The 16,848-nt window shown below is 70.0% G+C and carries 12 protein-coding genes; 5 read left to right on the top strand and 7 right to left on the bottom strand.

Annotated elements, in window-relative coordinates:
* Positions 1-42: 42 nt before the first annotated feature.
* On the bottom strand, positions 43-840 hold the full coding sequence (locus ACI2K4_RS20860) for a class I SAM-dependent methyltransferase (RefSeq protein ID WP_404513349.1): 798 nt from the start codon (positions 838-840) through the stop codon (positions 43-45).
* A gap of 99 nt (positions 841-939) precedes the next feature.
* On the opposite strand from ACI2K4_RS20860, the gene ACI2K4_RS20855 reads away from it, so the two are divergent.
* The 4 genes from ACI2K4_RS20855 to ACI2K4_RS20840 all read left to right on the top strand — a co-directional run bounded on the left by ACI2K4_RS20855 (position 940) and on the right by ACI2K4_RS20840 (position 4,113).
* On the top strand, positions 940-1,497 hold the full coding sequence (locus ACI2K4_RS20855) for a pyridoxamine 5'-phosphate oxidase family protein (protein ID WP_404513348.1): 558 nt from the start codon (positions 940-942) through the stop codon (positions 1,495-1,497).
* Positions 1,498-1,578: 81 nt separating this feature from the next.
* Positions 1,579-2,097 carry a DinB family protein gene (locus tag ACI2K4_RS20850; protein WP_404513347.1) on the top strand — a complete coding sequence of 173 codons (519 nt, stop codon included), beginning with the start codon at positions 1,579-1,581 and terminating at the stop codon, positions 2,095-2,097.
* Positions 2,098-2,154: 57 nt separating this feature from the next.
* The gene (locus ACI2K4_RS20845; protein ID WP_404513346.1) at positions 2,155-3,390 is read left to right on the top strand and encodes a hypothetical protein; all 1,236 of its coding nucleotides are present in this window, start codon (positions 2,155-2,157) and stop codon (positions 3,388-3,390) included.
* A 201-nt stretch (positions 3,391-3,591) separates the two neighbouring features.
* On the top strand, positions 3,592-4,113 hold the full coding sequence (locus ACI2K4_RS20840) for a hypothetical protein (RefSeq protein WP_404513345.1): 522 nt from the start codon (positions 3,592-3,594) through the stop codon (positions 4,111-4,113).
* 129 nt (positions 4,114-4,242) lie between these two features.
* On the opposite strand, the gene ACI2K4_RS20835 is transcribed toward ACI2K4_RS20840, so the two are convergent.
* From ACI2K4_RS20835 to ACI2K4_RS20820, 4 genes are all read right to left on the bottom strand, one after another.
* Positions 4,243-5,358, bottom strand: a complete 1,116-nt coding sequence (locus ACI2K4_RS20835; RefSeq protein WP_404513344.1) for an FAD-dependent monooxygenase — start codon at positions 5,356-5,358, stop codon at positions 4,243-4,245.
* Between the two features lie 180 nt (positions 5,359-5,538).
* Entirely contained in the window at positions 5,539-6,303 is a 765-nt protein-coding gene (locus ACI2K4_RS20830) for a hypothetical protein (protein WP_404513343.1), read from the bottom strand.
* 86 nt (positions 6,304-6,389) lie between these two features.
* Entirely contained in the window at positions 6,390-7,427 is a 1,038-nt protein-coding gene (locus tag ACI2K4_RS20825) for a Gfo/Idh/MocA family oxidoreductase (protein ID WP_404513342.1), read from the bottom strand.
* A 60-nt stretch (positions 7,428-7,487) separates the two neighbouring features.
* On the bottom strand, positions 7,488-8,504 hold the full coding sequence (locus ACI2K4_RS20820; protein ID WP_404513341.1) for an alcohol dehydrogenase catalytic domain-containing protein: 1,017 nt from the start codon (positions 8,502-8,504) through the stop codon (positions 7,488-7,490).
* A gap of 171 nt (positions 8,505-8,675) precedes the next feature.
* On the opposite strand from ACI2K4_RS20820, the gene ACI2K4_RS20815 reads away from it, so the two are divergent.
* A complete protein-coding gene (locus tag ACI2K4_RS20815) occupies positions 8,676-9,248 on the top strand; it encodes a TetR family transcriptional regulator C-terminal domain-containing protein (RefSeq protein ID WP_404513340.1) in 573 nt (190 codons plus the stop codon).
* Between the two features lie 78 nt (positions 9,249-9,326).
* Here the strand turns inward: ACI2K4_RS20815 and ACI2K4_RS20810 are convergent, their stop codons facing one another.
* Both ACI2K4_RS20810 and ACI2K4_RS20805 read right to left on the bottom strand, forming a co-directional pair.
* The gene (locus tag ACI2K4_RS20810; protein WP_404513339.1) at positions 9,327-13,634 is read right to left on the bottom strand and encodes a discoidin domain-containing protein; all 4,308 of its coding nucleotides are present in this window, start codon (positions 13,632-13,634) and stop codon (positions 9,327-9,329) included.
* A gap of 130 nt (positions 13,635-13,764) precedes the next feature.
* The gene (locus tag ACI2K4_RS20805) at positions 13,765-16,677 is read right to left on the bottom strand and encodes a discoidin domain-containing protein (protein ID WP_404513338.1); all 2,913 of its coding nucleotides are present in this window, start codon (positions 16,675-16,677) and stop codon (positions 13,765-13,767) included.
* Positions 16,678-16,848: the final 171 nt, after the last annotated feature.

Here is a 16,848-nt window from a genome sequence, read left to right as displayed (position 1 = left end):
AGGGCCCCTTATTAACGCATAGCGTTAATAAGGGGCCCTTCCTTACACCTCACGGGTGGTCAGCCTCAGTTCGTTGAGGTAGCGCTTGACGACCCGGCCGTCGTAGCGGTCGTCGATCAGCCCGGCGATGCCGTCCAGCAGGCCCTTCCGGTCCGCCTCGGGCAGGGCAAGGTGATTCGAGTACGTCAACAGCAGGTCCAGGTACTCCGCCGTGGAGTAGGACACCTCGAACTCGTGCCGGTGGAAGGTCGCCGGCCCGAACCGCGAAGACTCCGAAACCTCCGCGTCGTCCCGGGGTATCTCGTCGGCGGGTCGCAGCCGCAGTCCGGGTGGGGTCGCCGGGTCGAACCGCTCGTAGTACTCCTGCATCTCGGCGAAGAATCCCACGGTCCCGCCGAGGACATGGTGGGTGGTGACCGTGGCGAGCAGCCCACCCGGGCGCAGTGCGTCGGCCGACTTGGCCATCCGCACCTCTGGGTCGATCCAGTGGAACGCGGTCGCGGAGAACACCACGTCGAACGGCTCGTCGGGCAGCGGCCAGCGCTCGAACGCACCGGTCACCACCTGCACCGAGTCACCGAAGCGGGCCAGGTTGCGGCGTGCCACGGCGGCCAACTCCGGTCCCAGCTCGACCGCCAGCAACCGGTAGCCCCGCTCCGCCAGCGGGATCGTGGCCTGGCCGGTGCCGCAGCCGATCTCCAGCACCCGCGAACCCGGGGTCGCCCCGGCACCGGCCAGATCGTCGAAGAGGGGCGCCGGGTACGTCGGGCGGATCCGGTCGTACCGCTCGGCGACCCGGTTGAAGGTTTCTCGCAGCTCAAGTCGGTCGGCAGCGCTCATCCCGGAAGAGTACGTTCCGTATCGGCTCGGGCGGAGACTGTCACAGCCCGGCGGTAACGTCGACGGTGACCAATTCGCGCAGCGTATCGGGGGTAACCAATGAGCACCTCACGACCGACGGCAATCCTGGGGCAGACGGCCGGATCGGAGCCGATCACCGAACTGGACGGCCGGTACAGCGACCATGGGGCCGAGCCGACGCCGTGGGCCGAGGCCCGCGAGTCGCTGGCCTCGGCCGAGTTGTACTGGCTGTCGACCGTGCGACCGGACGGGCGTCCGCACGTCACCCCGCTGCTGGCGGTCTGGCTCGACCACGCGCTGTACGTCTGCACCGGACCGGACGAGCGCAAGGCCAGGAACCTCGCGGTGAACCCGCACTGCGTGCTGACCACCGGGAGCAACGCCCTGCACGAGGGGCTCGACCTGGTGGTGGAGGGCGACGCGGTCCGGCTCACCGACGACACCGCGCTGGCCCGGGTGGCCGATGCCTATGCCACGAAGTACGGCGAGGACTGGCGCTTCGAGGCGCGCGACGGCGCCTTCCACCACGTCAGCGGTGCCGGGCAGCCGGCACTGATGTTCGAGATCGCCCCGACCACCGCGTTCGGCTTCGGCAAGGGCAGCTACAGCCAGACCCGCTGGCGTTTCCCCCGCTGAGGCCGGAAATGTCGGTGGCTGTCCCTACCGTGGGTCATCGAAGCAGGACGGGACAAGGACAGCCCAACGAGAGGCGGCGTCATGACCACACCGACCAGCACCCTCACCGGCGAGCGCGCGGATCTGCTCGAAGCCCTGGGCCAGCAGCGCTGGTTCCTCCGCCACACCGTGCGTGACCTCACCGACGAGCAGGCGGCGCTGCGCACCACCGCCAGCGAGCTGTGCCTGGGTGGTCTGATCAAGCACGTGGCGCTGATCGAGCGGGGCTGGGCGCGGTTCGCCGTCGGTGGCGCCGAGGCGATGGTGCGCCGCGACGAGGACGAACCGGTCAACTGGGAGGACCACTTCCGGATGGTCGAGGGTGAGACGCTTGCCGGCCTGCTCGACGCGTACGAGCAGGTGGCCCGCGAGACCGACGAACTTGTCGCCACCCTCGACCTGGACCTGTCCCACCCACTGCCGGCGGAGCCCTGGTTCGAGCCGGGCAAGATTTGGTCGGTGCGGCGGGTGATCGCGCACCTGATCGCCGAGACCTCCCAGCACGCCGGTCACGCCGACATCCTCCGCGAGTCGCTGGACGGCTCGAAGTCGATGGGCTGAGCGGATTCTCATCTCCGGCTCACCCCCGCCTCATGGCCGCCCCGGATCGTCGCTGGTATGTCGACGACCACCAGCACCGACGAGCCGGGCGGACCAGCCGACCCGGATCTTGATCTGCTCACCGGGCCAAGCGCGGGCGAACTGCTGCGCACCGCCCTCCGACCGGCCGGCGGTGAGCTGCTCGCCTGGCGGGCGACCCAGGTCGAACACCAACCCGGCCACCGGTCCGTCGCGGCGTACCAGGCCCGGATCCGGTGGCCCGACGGGCGGGTCCGGGAGGAACGGCTCGCCGCCTGCACCGGGCGCCCACCGCGTGGCGCGGTGGTGCTCGACGACGGCACCGACCGGGTGTCGGCGTGGCGTTTCCCGTACGACCCGGACCTGCCCGCGCTGCGGATCGCCTACGACGAACGGATGGTCGGCGCGCTCCTGCGTGACCTCGGCCTCGGCGACGGCGGACCGGTGCGGCTGGAGGTGCGCGCTTACCGGCCCCGGCGACGGGCGGTGATCGAGGCGATCGGGTCCCGGCACCGGCTCTTCCTCAAGGTGGTTCGCCCGGACCAGGTACGCGACCTGCACGAACGGCACCGGTTACTGGTCGACGCCGGGCTGCCGGCCGCGCCCAGCCTCGGGTACACCCCGGACGGTCTGCTCGTGTTGCAGGCGCTTCCGGGCCGTACGCTCCGCCAGGCGCTGCACGCCCGCCAGTCCCCGCCACCGGGACGGGCGGTGCTCACCCTGCTGGACCGGCTGCCGGCCGAACTGGCCCAAGGTCGTCAACGCCGCTCCTGGCGGGAGAAGGCGCCGCACTACGCCTCGGTGCTGGGCGCGGCCCTGCCCGAGGTGGCGGGACGGGCGACCGCACTGGCCGAGGCGGTGGTGACCGAGTCTGGACCCGAGCCCCGTACGATCGTGCACGGCGACCTGTACGAGGGCCAGTTGCTGGTCGACGGTGAACGGATCTGCGGTCTGCTCGACATCGACACGGCCGGTCCGGGCGAGCGCCTCGACGACCTGGCCTGCCTGCTCGGGCACCTTTCCGTACTGGCGCTGATGCGTCCGGCCAGGGCCGGCACGATCCTCCGGGCCGGGGCGAGCTACCTGGCCGCGTTCGAGCGGGTGGTCGACCCGGCCGACCTGCGCTACCGGACCGCCGCGGTGGTGTTGTCGCTGGCCACCGGTCCGCACCGGGTTCAGGAGCGGGACTGGCAGGCGTCCACCCGGGACCGGCTGGACCTGGCCGATCAGTGGCTGACCAGCGCCCGCCGGCTCCGGCACCGGCCGCACGCCTGACGGAGCAAGCGCGCGCCTGACGACGCATGCACACGCCTGACGACGCAAGCACACGCCTGACGACGCAAGCGCGCGACTGGCGATGCAAGCGCGCGTCCGACCCGTACACGGATCGATGAAAGAGGTCTCACGTCTGACTCAGTCGCAGCTCATCGAGGTGCCCGAGGCTGGTGGGACAGGAAGCACACCGAGGAGGATGGTATGCAGATCAATCGACCGTGGCGGATCATCGCCGGGACGGGCGCGGCGGCCCTGGTGGTCGGACTGACGGCCGGTGCGGCGGCGGGGAACGACGGCATCGAGCTACGCGACAAGGTCAGCCCGATCCAGGTGAGCACCCAGTTGGAGAGCGCCGCCGTGGACGACTCACCCGAGTCGGCGGACAGCCCGTACCAGTCGCCGTTCGACTCCGCCAGCTCGGCCACCGACAGCCCGGACGATCCCGGATGGGTGGACCCGTCACCCGAGTCCGCGGACAGCGCGAACGCCTCGGCGGCCGACTCGCCCGCCGCGCCACCGGCCAAGAAGGCCACCGGCCCGGCGGACAAGGGCCAAAAGGCCACCGGTACGGCGGGCAAGGGCAAGGCCCCGGCCAAGCCGAAGAAGGCCGTCAACGACAGCCCGGACGACTCCCCTGCCCCGGTCCGCAAGCGCGGTGGCGGGGGCGGGGGCGACTCGGCGAACTCGGGTGGCTCCGCCGACTCCGGCGGTTCGGCCGACTGACGCCCCCGCCCAACCCCGTGCGGCCCGACCGACCCCGGTCGGGCCGCACCGCTCCGTGCTCGCCCCCGTCGTCCGGCACGCCGCTGCCCGCCAGACGCGCCGCTGCCCGCCAGACGCGCCGCTGACCAGTCAGGGCTGCTCGAACAGCGGGGTGTAGTTGGCGCGGAACATCCGCTCACCGAGCCCGGCCATCACCGCGTCACGGAGCACCGGCGCGAGCCCGAGTGCCCGGTCCCGACGGTGGGTCTGGGCGAGCACCCAGTCGACCCGTGGGCGACGGCGGGTTTCGTACCGGCCGAGTGCTTCGCCGATGTTGTCGGCGGCGGCCAACGATTCGGCCAGCACGATCGCGTCTTCCAGGGCCATCACGCCCCCCTGCGCCATGTTCGGGGAGGTGGCGTGTGCCGCGTCGCCGATCAGCAGCACTCCGCCCCGGGACCACGAGTCGAGCACGACCTCGCGGTTCGGCCCGGCGTAGACGGTGGCGGGGTCGGCGCCGTCGAGCGCGCCCAGCAACGTGGTCGCCGGTTCGCCGAACATGCTCCGTACCTCGTCCTGCCAGCCGGGGCGGTCCCCCACCGGGCCGGCGTTGTAGTAGCAGTAGACCTGGTCGGCGTTGATCGGGATGGTGAGGAACTGGGTTCCCGGCCCGAACCGGACCGACCAGACCGGTTCCGGATCGATTCGTGGGGCGAGAAACCGGTACGCGTACTGGCCGAGGGGTCGCGCCTGCTGCCCGTCGAAGGCCAGTCGACGTACCGTCGAATTCACCCCGTCGGCGCCGATCACCAGGTCGTACCGCTCGGTGCTCGTATCGTCGAACTCGACCGCGACCCGGTCGGACTCCGCGACCAGCGCGACCGGCTGCCGGCCCCAGCGGACCGACTGGTCGCCGATCGAGTCGAGCAGCACCCGGTGCAGCTCCGCGCGGTGCAGCGAGAGGCAGGGGCCGACGCCCTGCCACAGGTGCGCCACGTCGACCTCGAAGAGGCGGCGGGCGCGCCGGTTGGCGGTGCGCTGCCGCTTGATCTCCACCGCGAGGTCCCGGACCGGCCCGAGCAGTCCCAGCGTGTCCAGTGCTCGGGCCGCGTTCCCCGGCAGGTACAGGCCGGTGCCGGTCGACACGGGCCCGTCCGCCCGTTCGACCAGGTCGATCGTGGCTCCCCAGTCACGCAACGCCCTGACCGTGGCCAGTCCGGCGATGCCACCGCCGACGACGAGCACCCTGATTCCGTCACCGCGCACGCTCGGTCCCCCCGCATGTTCCGATCCAGCCCAGCCCAGCGTCCGTGGTCCCGTACGCCGGCCGGGCCACTGTACGAAAGAATCCGTCCGCCGCGACCGGTGAAGTGAACATGCTCTCGACGCTGAACCGGGCCGACCGCGCCCGGCACCCGAGCCCGCCCAACAGCCGCCCGACACCGGTCAGCCGGGTACGAGAGCCGTGCCGAGCAGTGCGCTCAGCCCGTACGCCACGATGCTCAGCGCGATCCCGAGTCCGATGGCAAAGAGGAAACCCTCGAAACCCGTCAACCGTTTTGATCGGATCGGTCCGTCGACGCCGGACAACTGTCCCGTCAGGATCGTCCGAGGATCGGGCCGCCAGCGCTCCTTCACCGCCCATACGAGCAGTCCGAGTCCGAACGGAATGCCGGCGATCCAGAACCAGAACCATTTTGTGCCCACCACCGGCGCCGGCCCCGGGATCAGGGCGAGCAGGAACACCAGCATCGCCAGGGCTGCCGCCACCTGGGCGATGTCCCCGAGCCGGTGCAGGTCGATCCCGGACCGCTCCGTCCGCGCGGCAACGCGCAACTCGGTGACGACCGGGTGCTCCGGCGGGTTGCCGCTGACCTGGCCAGCCGGGAACTCCACCGCATAGCTGGGCAGGGAGTCGAGGTAGCGGACCCGACCCGAGGTTGTCGTCCAGGTCACCATCTGGCCGCCAGTGCCGTGCTGGAGCGTGACCGTCGCTCCCCAGAACGGGTCGTTACGCCAGCCCCACCCGGTCGCGACGGAGCTGACCGCGCCCGCCGCGATGTCCCGTCGCGCCTGGTCGACGTCGCTCGCGCGGGGTGCCGACCACCAGGCCAGCGTGGCCCAGACAACCCAGAGCACGACCACGGTTGCGCGTACGACCTGGGCGAGCCGTGGCCGTCGGCTGCGCACCGACGCGCCGATCGGATTCATGCCTGCCCGGCCCGCGCGACGATCAGCATCACCGTCCCAGCCTCGCAGCACCATGCCACCGCACTGCCGACCGGGCACCGGGACGGCTATTCGAGGGTGACCACCCGGCCCTCGGTGGCGCTGATCCGGGCGGCGTCGAGGACTCGGAGGCTGGCCACGGCGTCCCACGGGTCAACCGGCACCGGGCCGTCGCCGCGTACGGCCGCCGCGAACGCCGGGTAGAACGTGTCCCAGCGGCCTCGCTCGGTGGCGACCGTCGTGCTTGTCGCACCACGCTGGACCCGGCCCCAGCGCTCCTCGCGCTCGACTCCCCAGCGCTCGCCCTCGCCCGCCGGTGTCCGGCCGGCGATCAGGGCGTCCTCCTGCCCGTCCACGCCGTCGACCAGGTAGCTGCCGGTCGTGCCGGTCACCCGGAACCTCGGCCCCGGCGCGCCCTGGACCCAGCTTCCCCAGAGCTGCGACCGTACGCCGCCGACGTGCTGCAACGCGACCAGGAAGTCGTCGTCACGGCCGTCCAGGTCGTCGCGTACCCGCATCTCGGCGTAGACCCGGGCGACCGGGCCGAACAGCGTCATCGCCTGGTCGACCAGGTGACTGCCGAAGTCGAGCAGGGTGCCGCCGCCCCCCGCCGGAGGACCGGGTACGGGAGCGAACCGTTCGAAGCGCGACTCGAAGCGGGTGACCGGCCCGAGCGCCCCCTCCTCGACCAGCCTCCGTACGGTCAACAGGTCGGAGTCCCAGCGCCGGTTCTGGTAGACGCTCAGCGGCACACCGGAGCGCTCGGCCAGTTCCACGATCTCGCGTGCGGTCGCGGAGTCCAGGGTGAACGGCTTGTCCACCACCACCGCCAGCCCCAGTCGGATCGCCTCCCGGGCCAGGTCGGCGTGGGTGGCCGCCGGGGTGGAGATCGCCACCGCGTCGACACCCGCCGCCGCGAGCGCGGCCAACGAGTCGTACGTCGCCGTGCCCGGCCACTCCCGGGCCAGTTCGTCCCGGCGCGACTCCGAGGTGGTCACCACCCCGACCAGCTCGACGCCGGGAGCCGAGGCGATCAGCGGCGCGTGGAAGTACCGCCCACCGAAGCCGTAACCGACGAGCCCGAACCGCAACGCGGAAGCTGACATGAGGTGATCATATGACCGCCCCGGGCAGCCGCTGACCTGCGACGGCTGCCCGGGGTGGTGTCATGCCGCCACTTCGAGCACGATCCGGAACCGGGCGTCGCCGGCCATCATCCGCCCGTACGCCTTCGGCGCCTCGGTCCACGGCATGGTCTCGGTCATCGCCCGAACCCCGTTGCGGGCGCTGAAGGCCACGGTCTGCTCGGTCTCGGCGGCGGTGCCGCCGAGGAAGCTGCTGATCCGGCGTCCGCCGCCCAGCAGGTCCGGAATGTTGACGGCGATCGGGTCGAAGGCCGCCCCGACGACCACCAGTTCGCCCCTCGGGGCCAGCCCGGCCAGCAGCGGCGACATCGAGGCGCCGCTCGCGGCGGTGGCGATGATCGCGTCGGCCCCGCCGAGTCGCTGGAGTGCCGCGCCCGGGTCCTCGGCGGCACTGTCGATGTAGTGGTCGGCACCGAGCCGCTCGGCCAGCGGCGCCTTCTCGGTGCCCCGGGCGATCGCGACCACGCGGTGGCCGAGCTTGCGGGCGTACTGGAGGCCCAGGTGGCCGAGGCCGCCGATGCCCTGGATCGCGACCAGCGCGCCGGGCCGCAGGTCCAGCCCGACCAGAGCCTTGTACGTGGTCATGCCGGCGCAGAGCAGGGGTGCCGCGTCCACCGCCGAGATGTCCTCCGGGATCCGGACGAGCCCGCTGGTGCGCGCGTACACCACCTCGGCGTAACCACCGTCGACGCTGCTGCCGGTCTGTGGCTGGTCGGTGCAGTGGATGAAGTCGCCGCGCCGGCAGTTGTCGCACTCGTTGCACTGGCCGCCCAGATAGCTGACACCGACCCGCTCACCCACCTGCCACAACGACACCCCGTCGCCGACGGCGTCGATCACGCCGACGATCTCGTGGCCGGGCACGACCGGCTGGCTCGGGTCGGCCCGGATCCCCTCGGCGGCGAACATGTCGGTGTGACAGACGCCGCAGGTCAGCACCCGCAGCCGCACCTGGCCCGGAGCCGGCGGGTGGAGTTCGCGGTTCACCAGCGCGAACTCGTGTGATCCGGTTACCTCGAAAGCGCGATAGGTGGACATGGGATTCCTCCAACTGGGTCCGTCCGTCGATGGCCGGACGCAAATATGACCGGTCGTCTTAGGCTCCGTCAAGCCGACCCAGGGACGATCAACCAGTGACGAAGGTCACGCCGAGTCAACCTTGACGAAACTTGAGACGACCGGTCACATTTGCACCGGAGGTGGCATCCGATGGCCAGGCGGAGCATGCGTACGGAGATCATCGAGGCGGGACTGGAGCAGTTCCACAGCCTCGGCTTCAACGCCGCCGGGGTGAAGGGGATCACCGACGCGGCCGGCGTCCCGAAGGGTTCGTTCTACAACCACTTCGACAGCAAGGAAGCCCTCGCCGTCGTCGCGCTCCAGGAGTACGGCGCCGGGCGCCGCCTGGCCGAGCTGCGCGATCCTGCCGTCGACCCGCTCACCCGTCTCCGCGCACACTTCGAGTTCCTCCGCGACGAGACCATCGGGTACGGCATCACCCGTGGCTGCATGATCGGAAACTTCGGCGCGGAGATCGCCGACCACAACGACACGATCCGTACGGCGGTGCGCGAGGCCCTGGCCGACTGGGCGGACGCGATCGAGGCGACCCTCGCCGACGCACAGCGCTCCGGGGAGGTACGCGCCGACCTGAACCCCGCGACCACCGCGCGCTTCCTGCTCAGCGCGTGGGAGGGGACCCTCATCGAGGCCCGTACCGACCGTTCGACCGAAGCCTTCGACGTCTTCTTCGCGATGACCTTCGACACCCTGCTGCGCTGAACGACCCGCACACAGAGGTGCCGCCGGGAGGTAGTCCTCCCGGCGGCACCTGTTACCGATTACGTGTTACCGCGCCGACTACGGGTTGACCGTGATGGTGAAGGTCGACGTGGTGTTCCGGATGTTCTGGAAGTTGTTGCTGAACCGTACGTTGTTGAAGGTCGCCGAACCGACCGCCGGCCCCTGACCGGGCTCGGGCAGCTCGTTCGCCCAGATCCCGAATCCGGACTTGGCGTCGAAGGCGTCACCGCTCTTCTGCGCCCCGCTGATCGAGATGTTGGTGAAGATGGTGTCGGTGACCGCCTGGGTCGCCTGACCACCGCTGTAGTTCGACTGGAACATGATGCCGTGGTACGTCGGGTCGATGATGTCAACGTTGTTTATCCGGATGGCCCGTAGCTCCTTCGACGCGGCGAAGACCCAGATCGCGGGGAAGGTCTGCGAGCCCCAGAAGTGGCCACCGGCCCGGACGATCGAGGCGTTCTCGATTGTCGTGAGCCCCGGACCGAACCCGATGAACGGGTAACCGAAGTCGAGCGAGCTGACCGTGATTCCGGAGTACGTCAGCATGTCGGCGATGTACATGTTGCGGAAGATGTTGTTCTGTCCGCCGTACACCGCGACACCCGCCGCGCGCCAGGTCAGCGTTGCGGTGAGGTTCTCGAACACGTTGCCGGTGTTCGCACCGCCGCCACTGTCGGTGGCGGAGAAGAGCGCGAACGCGTCGTCACCGTTGGTTCGACCCTCGACGTTGCTGATCAGGTTGTTGGTGCTGCCGTTGGTCATGTTCGTGCCGTCGGCGTACGTGTTCCGGATCCTGGAGTTCTTGATCGTGGTGTTGGTGACCCCCAGGCCCCAGAACATGCACATCTGGTGCTCCACCCAGATGTTGTCGAACGTCATGTTCGAGGTACGCGAGAAGTCGAACACCTTGCCCGGCCCGTCGTTGCGGGAGGTGTAGTTGCCGAAGTACGAGAATCCGGCGAAGGTCGACCCGTTCGCCGACGCCTCGGCCCGGAAGCCGACGTCGGTGTTCTCCTGACCCGCCGGGGCGGTGAACCGGGTGTACCAGGGACCGGCGCCGACGATCTGGAGCGCCTTGCCGTACACGTTGAACTTCGACTGGGTCGGGTAGGTGCCGGCGGGCAGGTAGACGCCGATCAGGTTGGCGTCCTGCCGGGCCCGGTCCAGGGCGTTCTGCACGTCCTGGTGGGTGAAGCCGGCCGGCACCGCGTACCGGGCCGGGTCCGGGTTGCCGGCGGCGGTGACCAGCTCCGTGTTGATGAAGTCGATCGCGTACGTGGTGGTGTTCGCGGCGTCCTTCTGGAGCTTGATCTTGCTGCCCGCCGGGATGGTGGCGTCCAGGAAGATGTTCGCCTCGTCGTAGATGTGCCGGGGCGCACCCGCACCCGGCGAGTTGCTCGGACCGGCCTCGGCGCCGTAGAGCCAGATGTACTTCGAGGTCAGCGGGATCGCCTTGTGGAACGTGTTGTTGACGTAGACGTTGAGCGTCGAGTTGATCCCGCCACCGCCCGGCGCGTCCGGGATGGAGAAGCGGGTGACCAGCGTGTTCGTGCTGGCCTTGGTGGTGAACTCGACGAAGTTGCCGGTCGAGTTCAGGGTCACCGCGCGGCGCCCGGAAGCCTCACCGGCCAGGTCGCCGATGACCCGGTTCGGCCCGACGACCTGCGCGCCGCCGCCGACCAGGGCATCCTCGGCCTCGTACATCTCGTACGGCAGGTTCGCCCCACGGCCGACGAAGAACCCGGTGGTGCTGGTGTTGTTGACCCGCTTCACCGGCAACTCGTTCGCGTCGTCGGCGAGCACGACTCGGACGTCGTACCGGCCGTTGACCGCGACCCAGGTGCCGAGGTTGACCGGGGCGGTGGTGGCGCCGGCCGCGATGGTGCCGGTGTAGGAGCCGGTCAGCGTACGCAGCACCGCGCCGTTGGTCGGGTTGACCACGGTGAGCGTGATGCCGTGGGCGCCACCGGCGGAGGCGACCGTGCCCTGGTTCTTGATCGCCACCGTGAAGGTGACCGTGTTGCCGGCCGCCGGGTTGCTCGGCGACCAGGCCACCGGCGAGACGACCAGGTCCGAGCTGGCGACCGGCGAGACGACGAGCGACGACGGGTTGGTGAAGCTGTTGTTGGCGTCGTTCTGTTCGATCACCGAGTTCGCCTCGTCGACCTTCGCGCTGAGCGGGTACGTTCCCGCGTCACGCGGACCGACGTTCGCGGTGACCGTGCTGGCGGCACCCGCCGCCAACGCGCCGACCGAGGCGGTGCCGGCGAGCGTCGTACCCAGGTAGAAGTTGACGTTGCTCGCCGGTGCGGCGGCGGTCCCGGCGTTGCGGACGGTGGCCGAGAGGGTGACCGCGTCGGTCTCCACCGGCGCGGCCGGGGTGAACGACATGCCGGTGATGGTCAGGTCCGGGTTCGGCGCGGGTACGCCGATGATCTGGATCTCGGCCACCTGCCCGCCCGGCGCGCCGCTGTTCGACGCGATCGAGAGCCGGACGTCGGCGACCGTGGCGCTGACCGGGATGGTCACCGTGTTGCCGGTCGCCGGGCTGAAGCTGTAGCCCTGCGCGCCGGAGATGCTGGTGAACGAGCTGCTGCTCTGCTCACGCCCGAGCACCGCGATGTTCTGCGTACGCGGACCCCAGGACGCGTCCGGGTTCAGCTTCACCACGATCTGGTTGACCGTGGCGTTGGCGCCCAGCGCGACGGTCAGCACGCTCGGGAAGTTGTTCCCCTCCCAGTAGGTGGCGACGTTGTTGTCGTTCGCGTTGGTCGGGACGAAGGTGAAGGTCGAGCCCGAGGCGGTGACGGGCTTGCCGACGGCCAGGTTCGACCCGCCCGGGGTGCTTCCGGTACGGGTGACCGTGTTGCTGTTGCCCGACTGGTTCCCCGCCGCGTCCTTCGCCCGCACGTAGTACGACACCGTCGCGGTCGCCGGCTGACTGTCCGTGTACGTCAACACGTTCCCCGCCACGCTGGTACGCAGCGTGCCGTTGGCGTAGACGTCGTACCCGGTCACCCCGACGTTGTCGCTCGACGCGCCCCAGGCCAGCCGGATCTGACCCGAGCCCGGCTCGGTGAAGGTCAGGTTCGACGGCGTGGTCGGCGCCTGGTTGTCCCCGCCCGGCGTGCCGGTACGGGTCACCGTGTTGCTGTTGCCCGACTGGTTCCCCGCCGCGTCCTTCGCCCGCACGTAGTACGACACCGTCGCGGTCGCCGGCTGACTGTCCGTGTACGTCAACACGTTCCCCGCCACGCTGGTACGCAGCGTGCCGTTGGCGTAGATGTCGTACCCGGTCACGCCGACGTTGTCGGTCGACGCGTTCCAGGTGAGCCGGATCTGGCCCGAGCCCGGTTGGGTGTAGGCCAGGTTGCCCGGTGCGGTCGGCGCCTGGGTGTCGCCCTCGGCCGGACCGTAGACCTCGAACTCGGAGAGCTGACCCGCCGGCCAGCCCGTGTTCGCGGTGATGTTGAGCCGGACGTACCGGGCGGTGGCGGTGTTGAAGTTGATCGTCACGGTGTTGCCGGTGGCCGGGTTGAAGGTGTAACCGGCCGACGCGACGATGGTGGAGAAGGGGCCACCGCTGTTGCTGCTGCCCTGCACGCTGAGCGTCTGCGTACGGGTCTGCCAGGCGGTGGCCGGCGGCAGCTTCAGCACCAGCCGGTTCACCCCGACGGCGGAGCCGAGGTCGGCCTGGATCCACTGTGGGAAGGCGTTGTTGGCGCTCTCCCAGTAGGAGTTGGCGTTGCCGTCGTTGGCGTTGCCGGCGCCGTAGACGTCAACGAAGCTGCTCGCCGACATCGACACCACGGCCGCGGCGGCGGCGAGGTTGACGTTCGAGACGGCTGCCTCGTGCGCCTCCAGTTCAGCGATCTGCGCGCCCGCCGCACCACTGTTGGCGCTGACGTCGGCGCGGACGTACCGGGTGTTGGTGGCCGGGAACTTGACGGTCACCAGGTTGCCGGCCGACGGGCTGAAGGTGTAGCTGGCCGACCCGACGATGGTGCTGTACGCCGAGCCGTCCGGGCTGCCCTGGAGCGCGAGCGTCTGGCTCCGCTCGGACCAGCCCTTGGGCAGCTTGAGCGTGACCCGGTCGATGGTGGTGCTGCGGCCGAGGTCGACCGTGGCAGCCTGTGGCCAGGCACCGCTGCCCTGCCAGTAGCTGCCCTGGTCGCCGTCGGCGATCTTCGCGGCCTCGTGGCCGACGCTGGCGCTGGTCGCCGCGGCGGCCTTGCCTGCGGTGTTCGGGCTCGCCTGGTCGACGGGCGCGGCTGACGCCGGCAGCGACGGCGCGAGCGCGACGACCATACCGGTCGCGAGCGTCGCCGCCAGTGGGCGCCAGGGGACGGGGTTGGTTCTCATTGCGTTCCTCCAACTTCGGGCTGGAACGTCAGAAGGGGGTGGTGGTGCATGGATCCAACGGAATGGCGACGCGGGTAAGGAAGGGCCCCTTGTTAACCAATAGCGATAACTAGGGGCCCTTCCTTACACCTCAGGAGGTGTAGATCTCGTATTCGGAGAGTTGGGCGGCGGGCCAGCCGGTGTTGCCGGTGAAGGTCAGGCGCAGGTAGCGCTGCGAGGTCGCCGGGAAGGTGACCGTGACGGTGTTGCCCGAGGCCGGGTTGAAGGTGTAGCCGGCCGACGCCTTGACCGTCGTGTACGGCGGCGTTCCCGAAGTCGAGCCGAGCACCGACAGCGTCTGGGTACGGGTCTGCCACGCCGCCGCTGGTGGCAGCTTCAGCACCACCCGGGACACCGAGCGGACCTGCCCGAGGTCGACCGTGATCGACTGCGGGAAGGAGCTGTTCGCGCTCTCCCAGTAGGTGTTCGGGTTGCCGTCGACCGCGTTGGCGCCGCCGTAGACGTCCGCCACGCTGGTCACCGTCGCCGGCCGCCCGGCGGCCAGGTTGCTGTTCGCCGGTGGCGTGGTCGGTGGCGGGGTGGTCGCCGGTGGCGGGGTGGTCGGCGGAGGTGTGGTGGGCGGCGGGGTGCCGCCGGTGCCGTACACCTCGAACTCGGAGACCTGCCCGGCCGGCCAGCCGGTGTTGCCGGTGAAGTTCAACCGCAGGTAGCGGCGGTTCTGCGCGGGCAGGGCGATCGACACCGCGTTGCCGCTGGCCGGGTTGAAGGTGTAACCGGCCGACGGGACGATCACCGGGAAGCTGCCGTCCGACGAGCCCTGCACGCTGAAGGTCTGGGTACGCGTCTCCCAGCCCGGCGGCAGCTTCACCACCACCCGGTTGGTGTTCACCACGGCTCCCAGGTCGACCGTCAGCGACTGCGGGAAGGCGCCGTTCGCGCTCTCCCAGTAGCTGGCGGCGGTGCCGTCGTTCGCGTTCGACGCGACGTACGACTGCGAGGTGCTGGTCGCGGTGATGGACTTGCCCTGGGCCAGGTTGCCGTTGGTCGGCGGCGTGGTCGGCGGGGTCGTCGGTGGCGTGGTCGGCGGGTTGGACGGGGTGGTGGTCGGTGGTGGGCTGGTCGGGCCGTTGTTCCAGACCGGCGCCGGCCAGGGACCGCAGTCCGGGGTGGCGGTGTACCAGCCCGAGTTGCCGGGTCCCTGGGTGATCTGGAAGCCGCTGCCGACGCAGTTGTGGATCGGCCTCGGTTGGGCGATCCCACTGGCCCGTACGTTGGTGAAGGAGACCTGGCTGGCCGCCTGCACCTGGAGCGCGTACGTCCCCGCCCCGACGATGTTGACGTTGTTCAGGAAGATCCCGTTGGTCTGCCCCTCGATCCAGTGCAGCGCCGCGTACGAGCTGTCCAGGATGTCGGTGTCGGTGATGTTGATGGTGGGGTTCTGGAAGCCCTGGTTGAGCGCGGAGAACCAGATCGCCCCGACACCGAAGTTCCAGTTGTAGTCCGAGTTGCCGTTGCGGATCAGGGTGTTGCGGGCGATCGTCCAGGTGCCGAGCACCGAGGTCGCGCCCTGCACGCCGGGGTAGCGGTTCGCCACGTGGATGCCGCCGCCGTTGGTGAGCGAGTCGGCGGTCACGTTGTCGGTGATCTTGATGTCCCGACCGCCGTAGCTGACCAGGTGGTTCGCCAGCAGCGTGACACCGATGGTGTTGTGGGTGAATGAGTTGTTGACGTTCGGTACGTTCTGCGCCCACATCGCGAGCGCGTCGTCACCGGTGTTGCGTACGAACGTGTTCGTCACGGTGGAGTTGGTGACGCCGGTGTGGAAGTTCACCCCGTCCGCGGTCTGGTCCAGAATCCGGCTGTTGCGGATGGTGAAGTTGTCCATCGGGCCGTCCATCCAGGCCCCGACCTTGGTGTGCTGCATCCAGATGTTGTCGATGACCGAGTCGGTCATCGCCCCGCCGAACGCGTTGACCTGGTCGTCGTCGATCCGCTCCCGGATGTCGCCGATGATGGCGAAGTCGCGCACGGTCACGTTGCGGCTGGGGCCGTTCGCCTCGTGCGGGCGTACCGGACCGGTGTAGCCGCCGCCGGGGACGTACTTGCCGTAGATGCCGGCGGCCCGGTTGCGCTGGGTCGGGTGCCGCCCGCCGAGCACCGAATACCACGGGCCGGCGCCGCGCAGCGTCACCCGGTCGACGACCACGTGGTCCCAGAGGGTGAAGTTGCCGGCCGGAATCCAGACCGCCCGGCCCTGGGCCGCGCCCGCGTCGACCGCCGCCTGGAAGTTTGCGGTCGAGTCGGTCGCGCCGGTCGGGTCGGCGCCGAAGTCGGTGACCACGTCGATCACGTTCGCCGGCTTCGCGATCGGCCCGCCGACCAGCTCGAAGTCGGCGAGGTCGATGGTGAAGGTCGGCGACTGGGCGGTCGAGGCGACCTGGAGCCGGACCTTGGTGCCGGCCGGGTAGGTCGACCCGAACAGGGTCCGGGCCTCGTCGTAGAAGTGGTGCGGGTTGGTGTCACCCGGGTTGTTGTTGAACGGGTAACCGCCGTAGTACCAGCCGTACTTCGAGGTCACCGGGACGGCCTTCACCACGTTGCCGTTGATCCGCAGGTCGATGGTGGCGTCCCGGCCGGTGCCGGCGGGACTGTCCGGGATGCTGTACCGGAAGGTCACCGCGTCGGCCGGCTTGGTGAGGGTGAACTCGACGTACTCGCCGACCGCGTCCAGGGTTACCGCTTCCCGGCCGGATGCCTCGGACGGGAGCTGACCGTAGTAACGGGTCGGTCCGATCTTCGAACCGTTGTGGACGACGTTCTCCGCCTCCTGCTCGACGAAGGGCACGGTGGCACCGCGACCGACGATGTCGAACGGGGAGAGACCGGCGGCCTGGGCGGGCGCCGCCGACGTGAGCGTGAGGACACTGATCGAGGCCGCGGCCATCGCGGTGCTGGCGAGGACTGCCAGCCCGACCCGGGCGCGGTTGGTACGAGGTGCGGTGGTGGTGCCGGGCGTGGGCGCGCCGGCGGTATGGATGGCCATTGGATCCCTTTCGTCAGGAAAACCAATTCCCCCGTGCGTGGAGCCGCGTGGAACCGCGTGGAGCCGTGCGTCAGCGATGGTTCAGTGCGCGTGGACCTCCCGTTCGGATACCGGCCGGGGTTCCGGCCGGTGGTGGTGGCGGCGGCTTTCGTACGTGTCGCACCGCCACCG

This window comes from Micromonospora sp. NPDC050397 (genome assembly GCF_044901685.1).
Lineage (GTDB): Bacteria > Actinomycetota > Actinomycetes > Mycobacteriales > Micromonosporaceae > Micromonospora_G.
Note: the sequence above shows the minus strand (reverse complement) of the source record. Positions and strands in the feature narration are given on the sequence as shown.

Coding starts and splice junctions, on each gene's coding strand:
- ACI2K4_RS20860 (WP_404513349.1), bottom strand. CDS start 840: ATGAGCGCTGCCGACCGACTTGAGCTGCGAGAAACCTTCAACCGGGTC.
- ACI2K4_RS20855 (WP_404513348.1), top strand. CDS start 940: ATGAGCACCTCACGACCGACGGCAATCCTGGGGCAGACGGCCGGATCG.
- ACI2K4_RS20850 (WP_404513347.1), top strand. CDS start 1,579: ATGACCACACCGACCAGCACCCTCACCGGCGAGCGCGCGGATCTGCTC.
- ACI2K4_RS20845 (WP_404513346.1), top strand. CDS start 2,155: ATGTCGACGACCACCAGCACCGACGAGCCGGGCGGACCAGCCGACCCG.
- ACI2K4_RS20840 (WP_404513345.1), top strand. CDS start 3,592: ATGCAGATCAATCGACCGTGGCGGATCATCGCCGGGACGGGCGCGGCG.
- ACI2K4_RS20830 (WP_404513343.1), bottom strand. CDS start 6,303: ATGAATCCGATCGGCGCGTCGGTGCGCAGCCGACGGCCACGGCTCGCC.
- ACI2K4_RS20825 (WP_404513342.1), bottom strand. CDS start 7,427: ATGTCAGCTTCCGCGTTGCGGTTCGGGCTCGTCGGTTACGGCTTCGGT.
- ACI2K4_RS20820 (WP_404513341.1), bottom strand. CDS start 8,504: ATGTCCACCTATCGCGCTTTCGAGGTAACCGGATCACACGAGTTCGCG.
- ACI2K4_RS20815 (WP_404513340.1), top strand. CDS start 8,676: ATGGCCAGGCGGAGCATGCGTACGGAGATCATCGAGGCGGGACTGGAG.
- ACI2K4_RS20810 (WP_404513339.1), bottom strand. CDS start 13,634: ATGAGAACCAACCCCGTCCCCTGGCGCCCACTGGCGGCGACGCTCGCG.
- ACI2K4_RS20805 (WP_404513338.1), bottom strand. CDS start 16,677: ATGGCCATCCATACCGCCGGCGCGCCCACGCCCGGCACCACCACCGCA.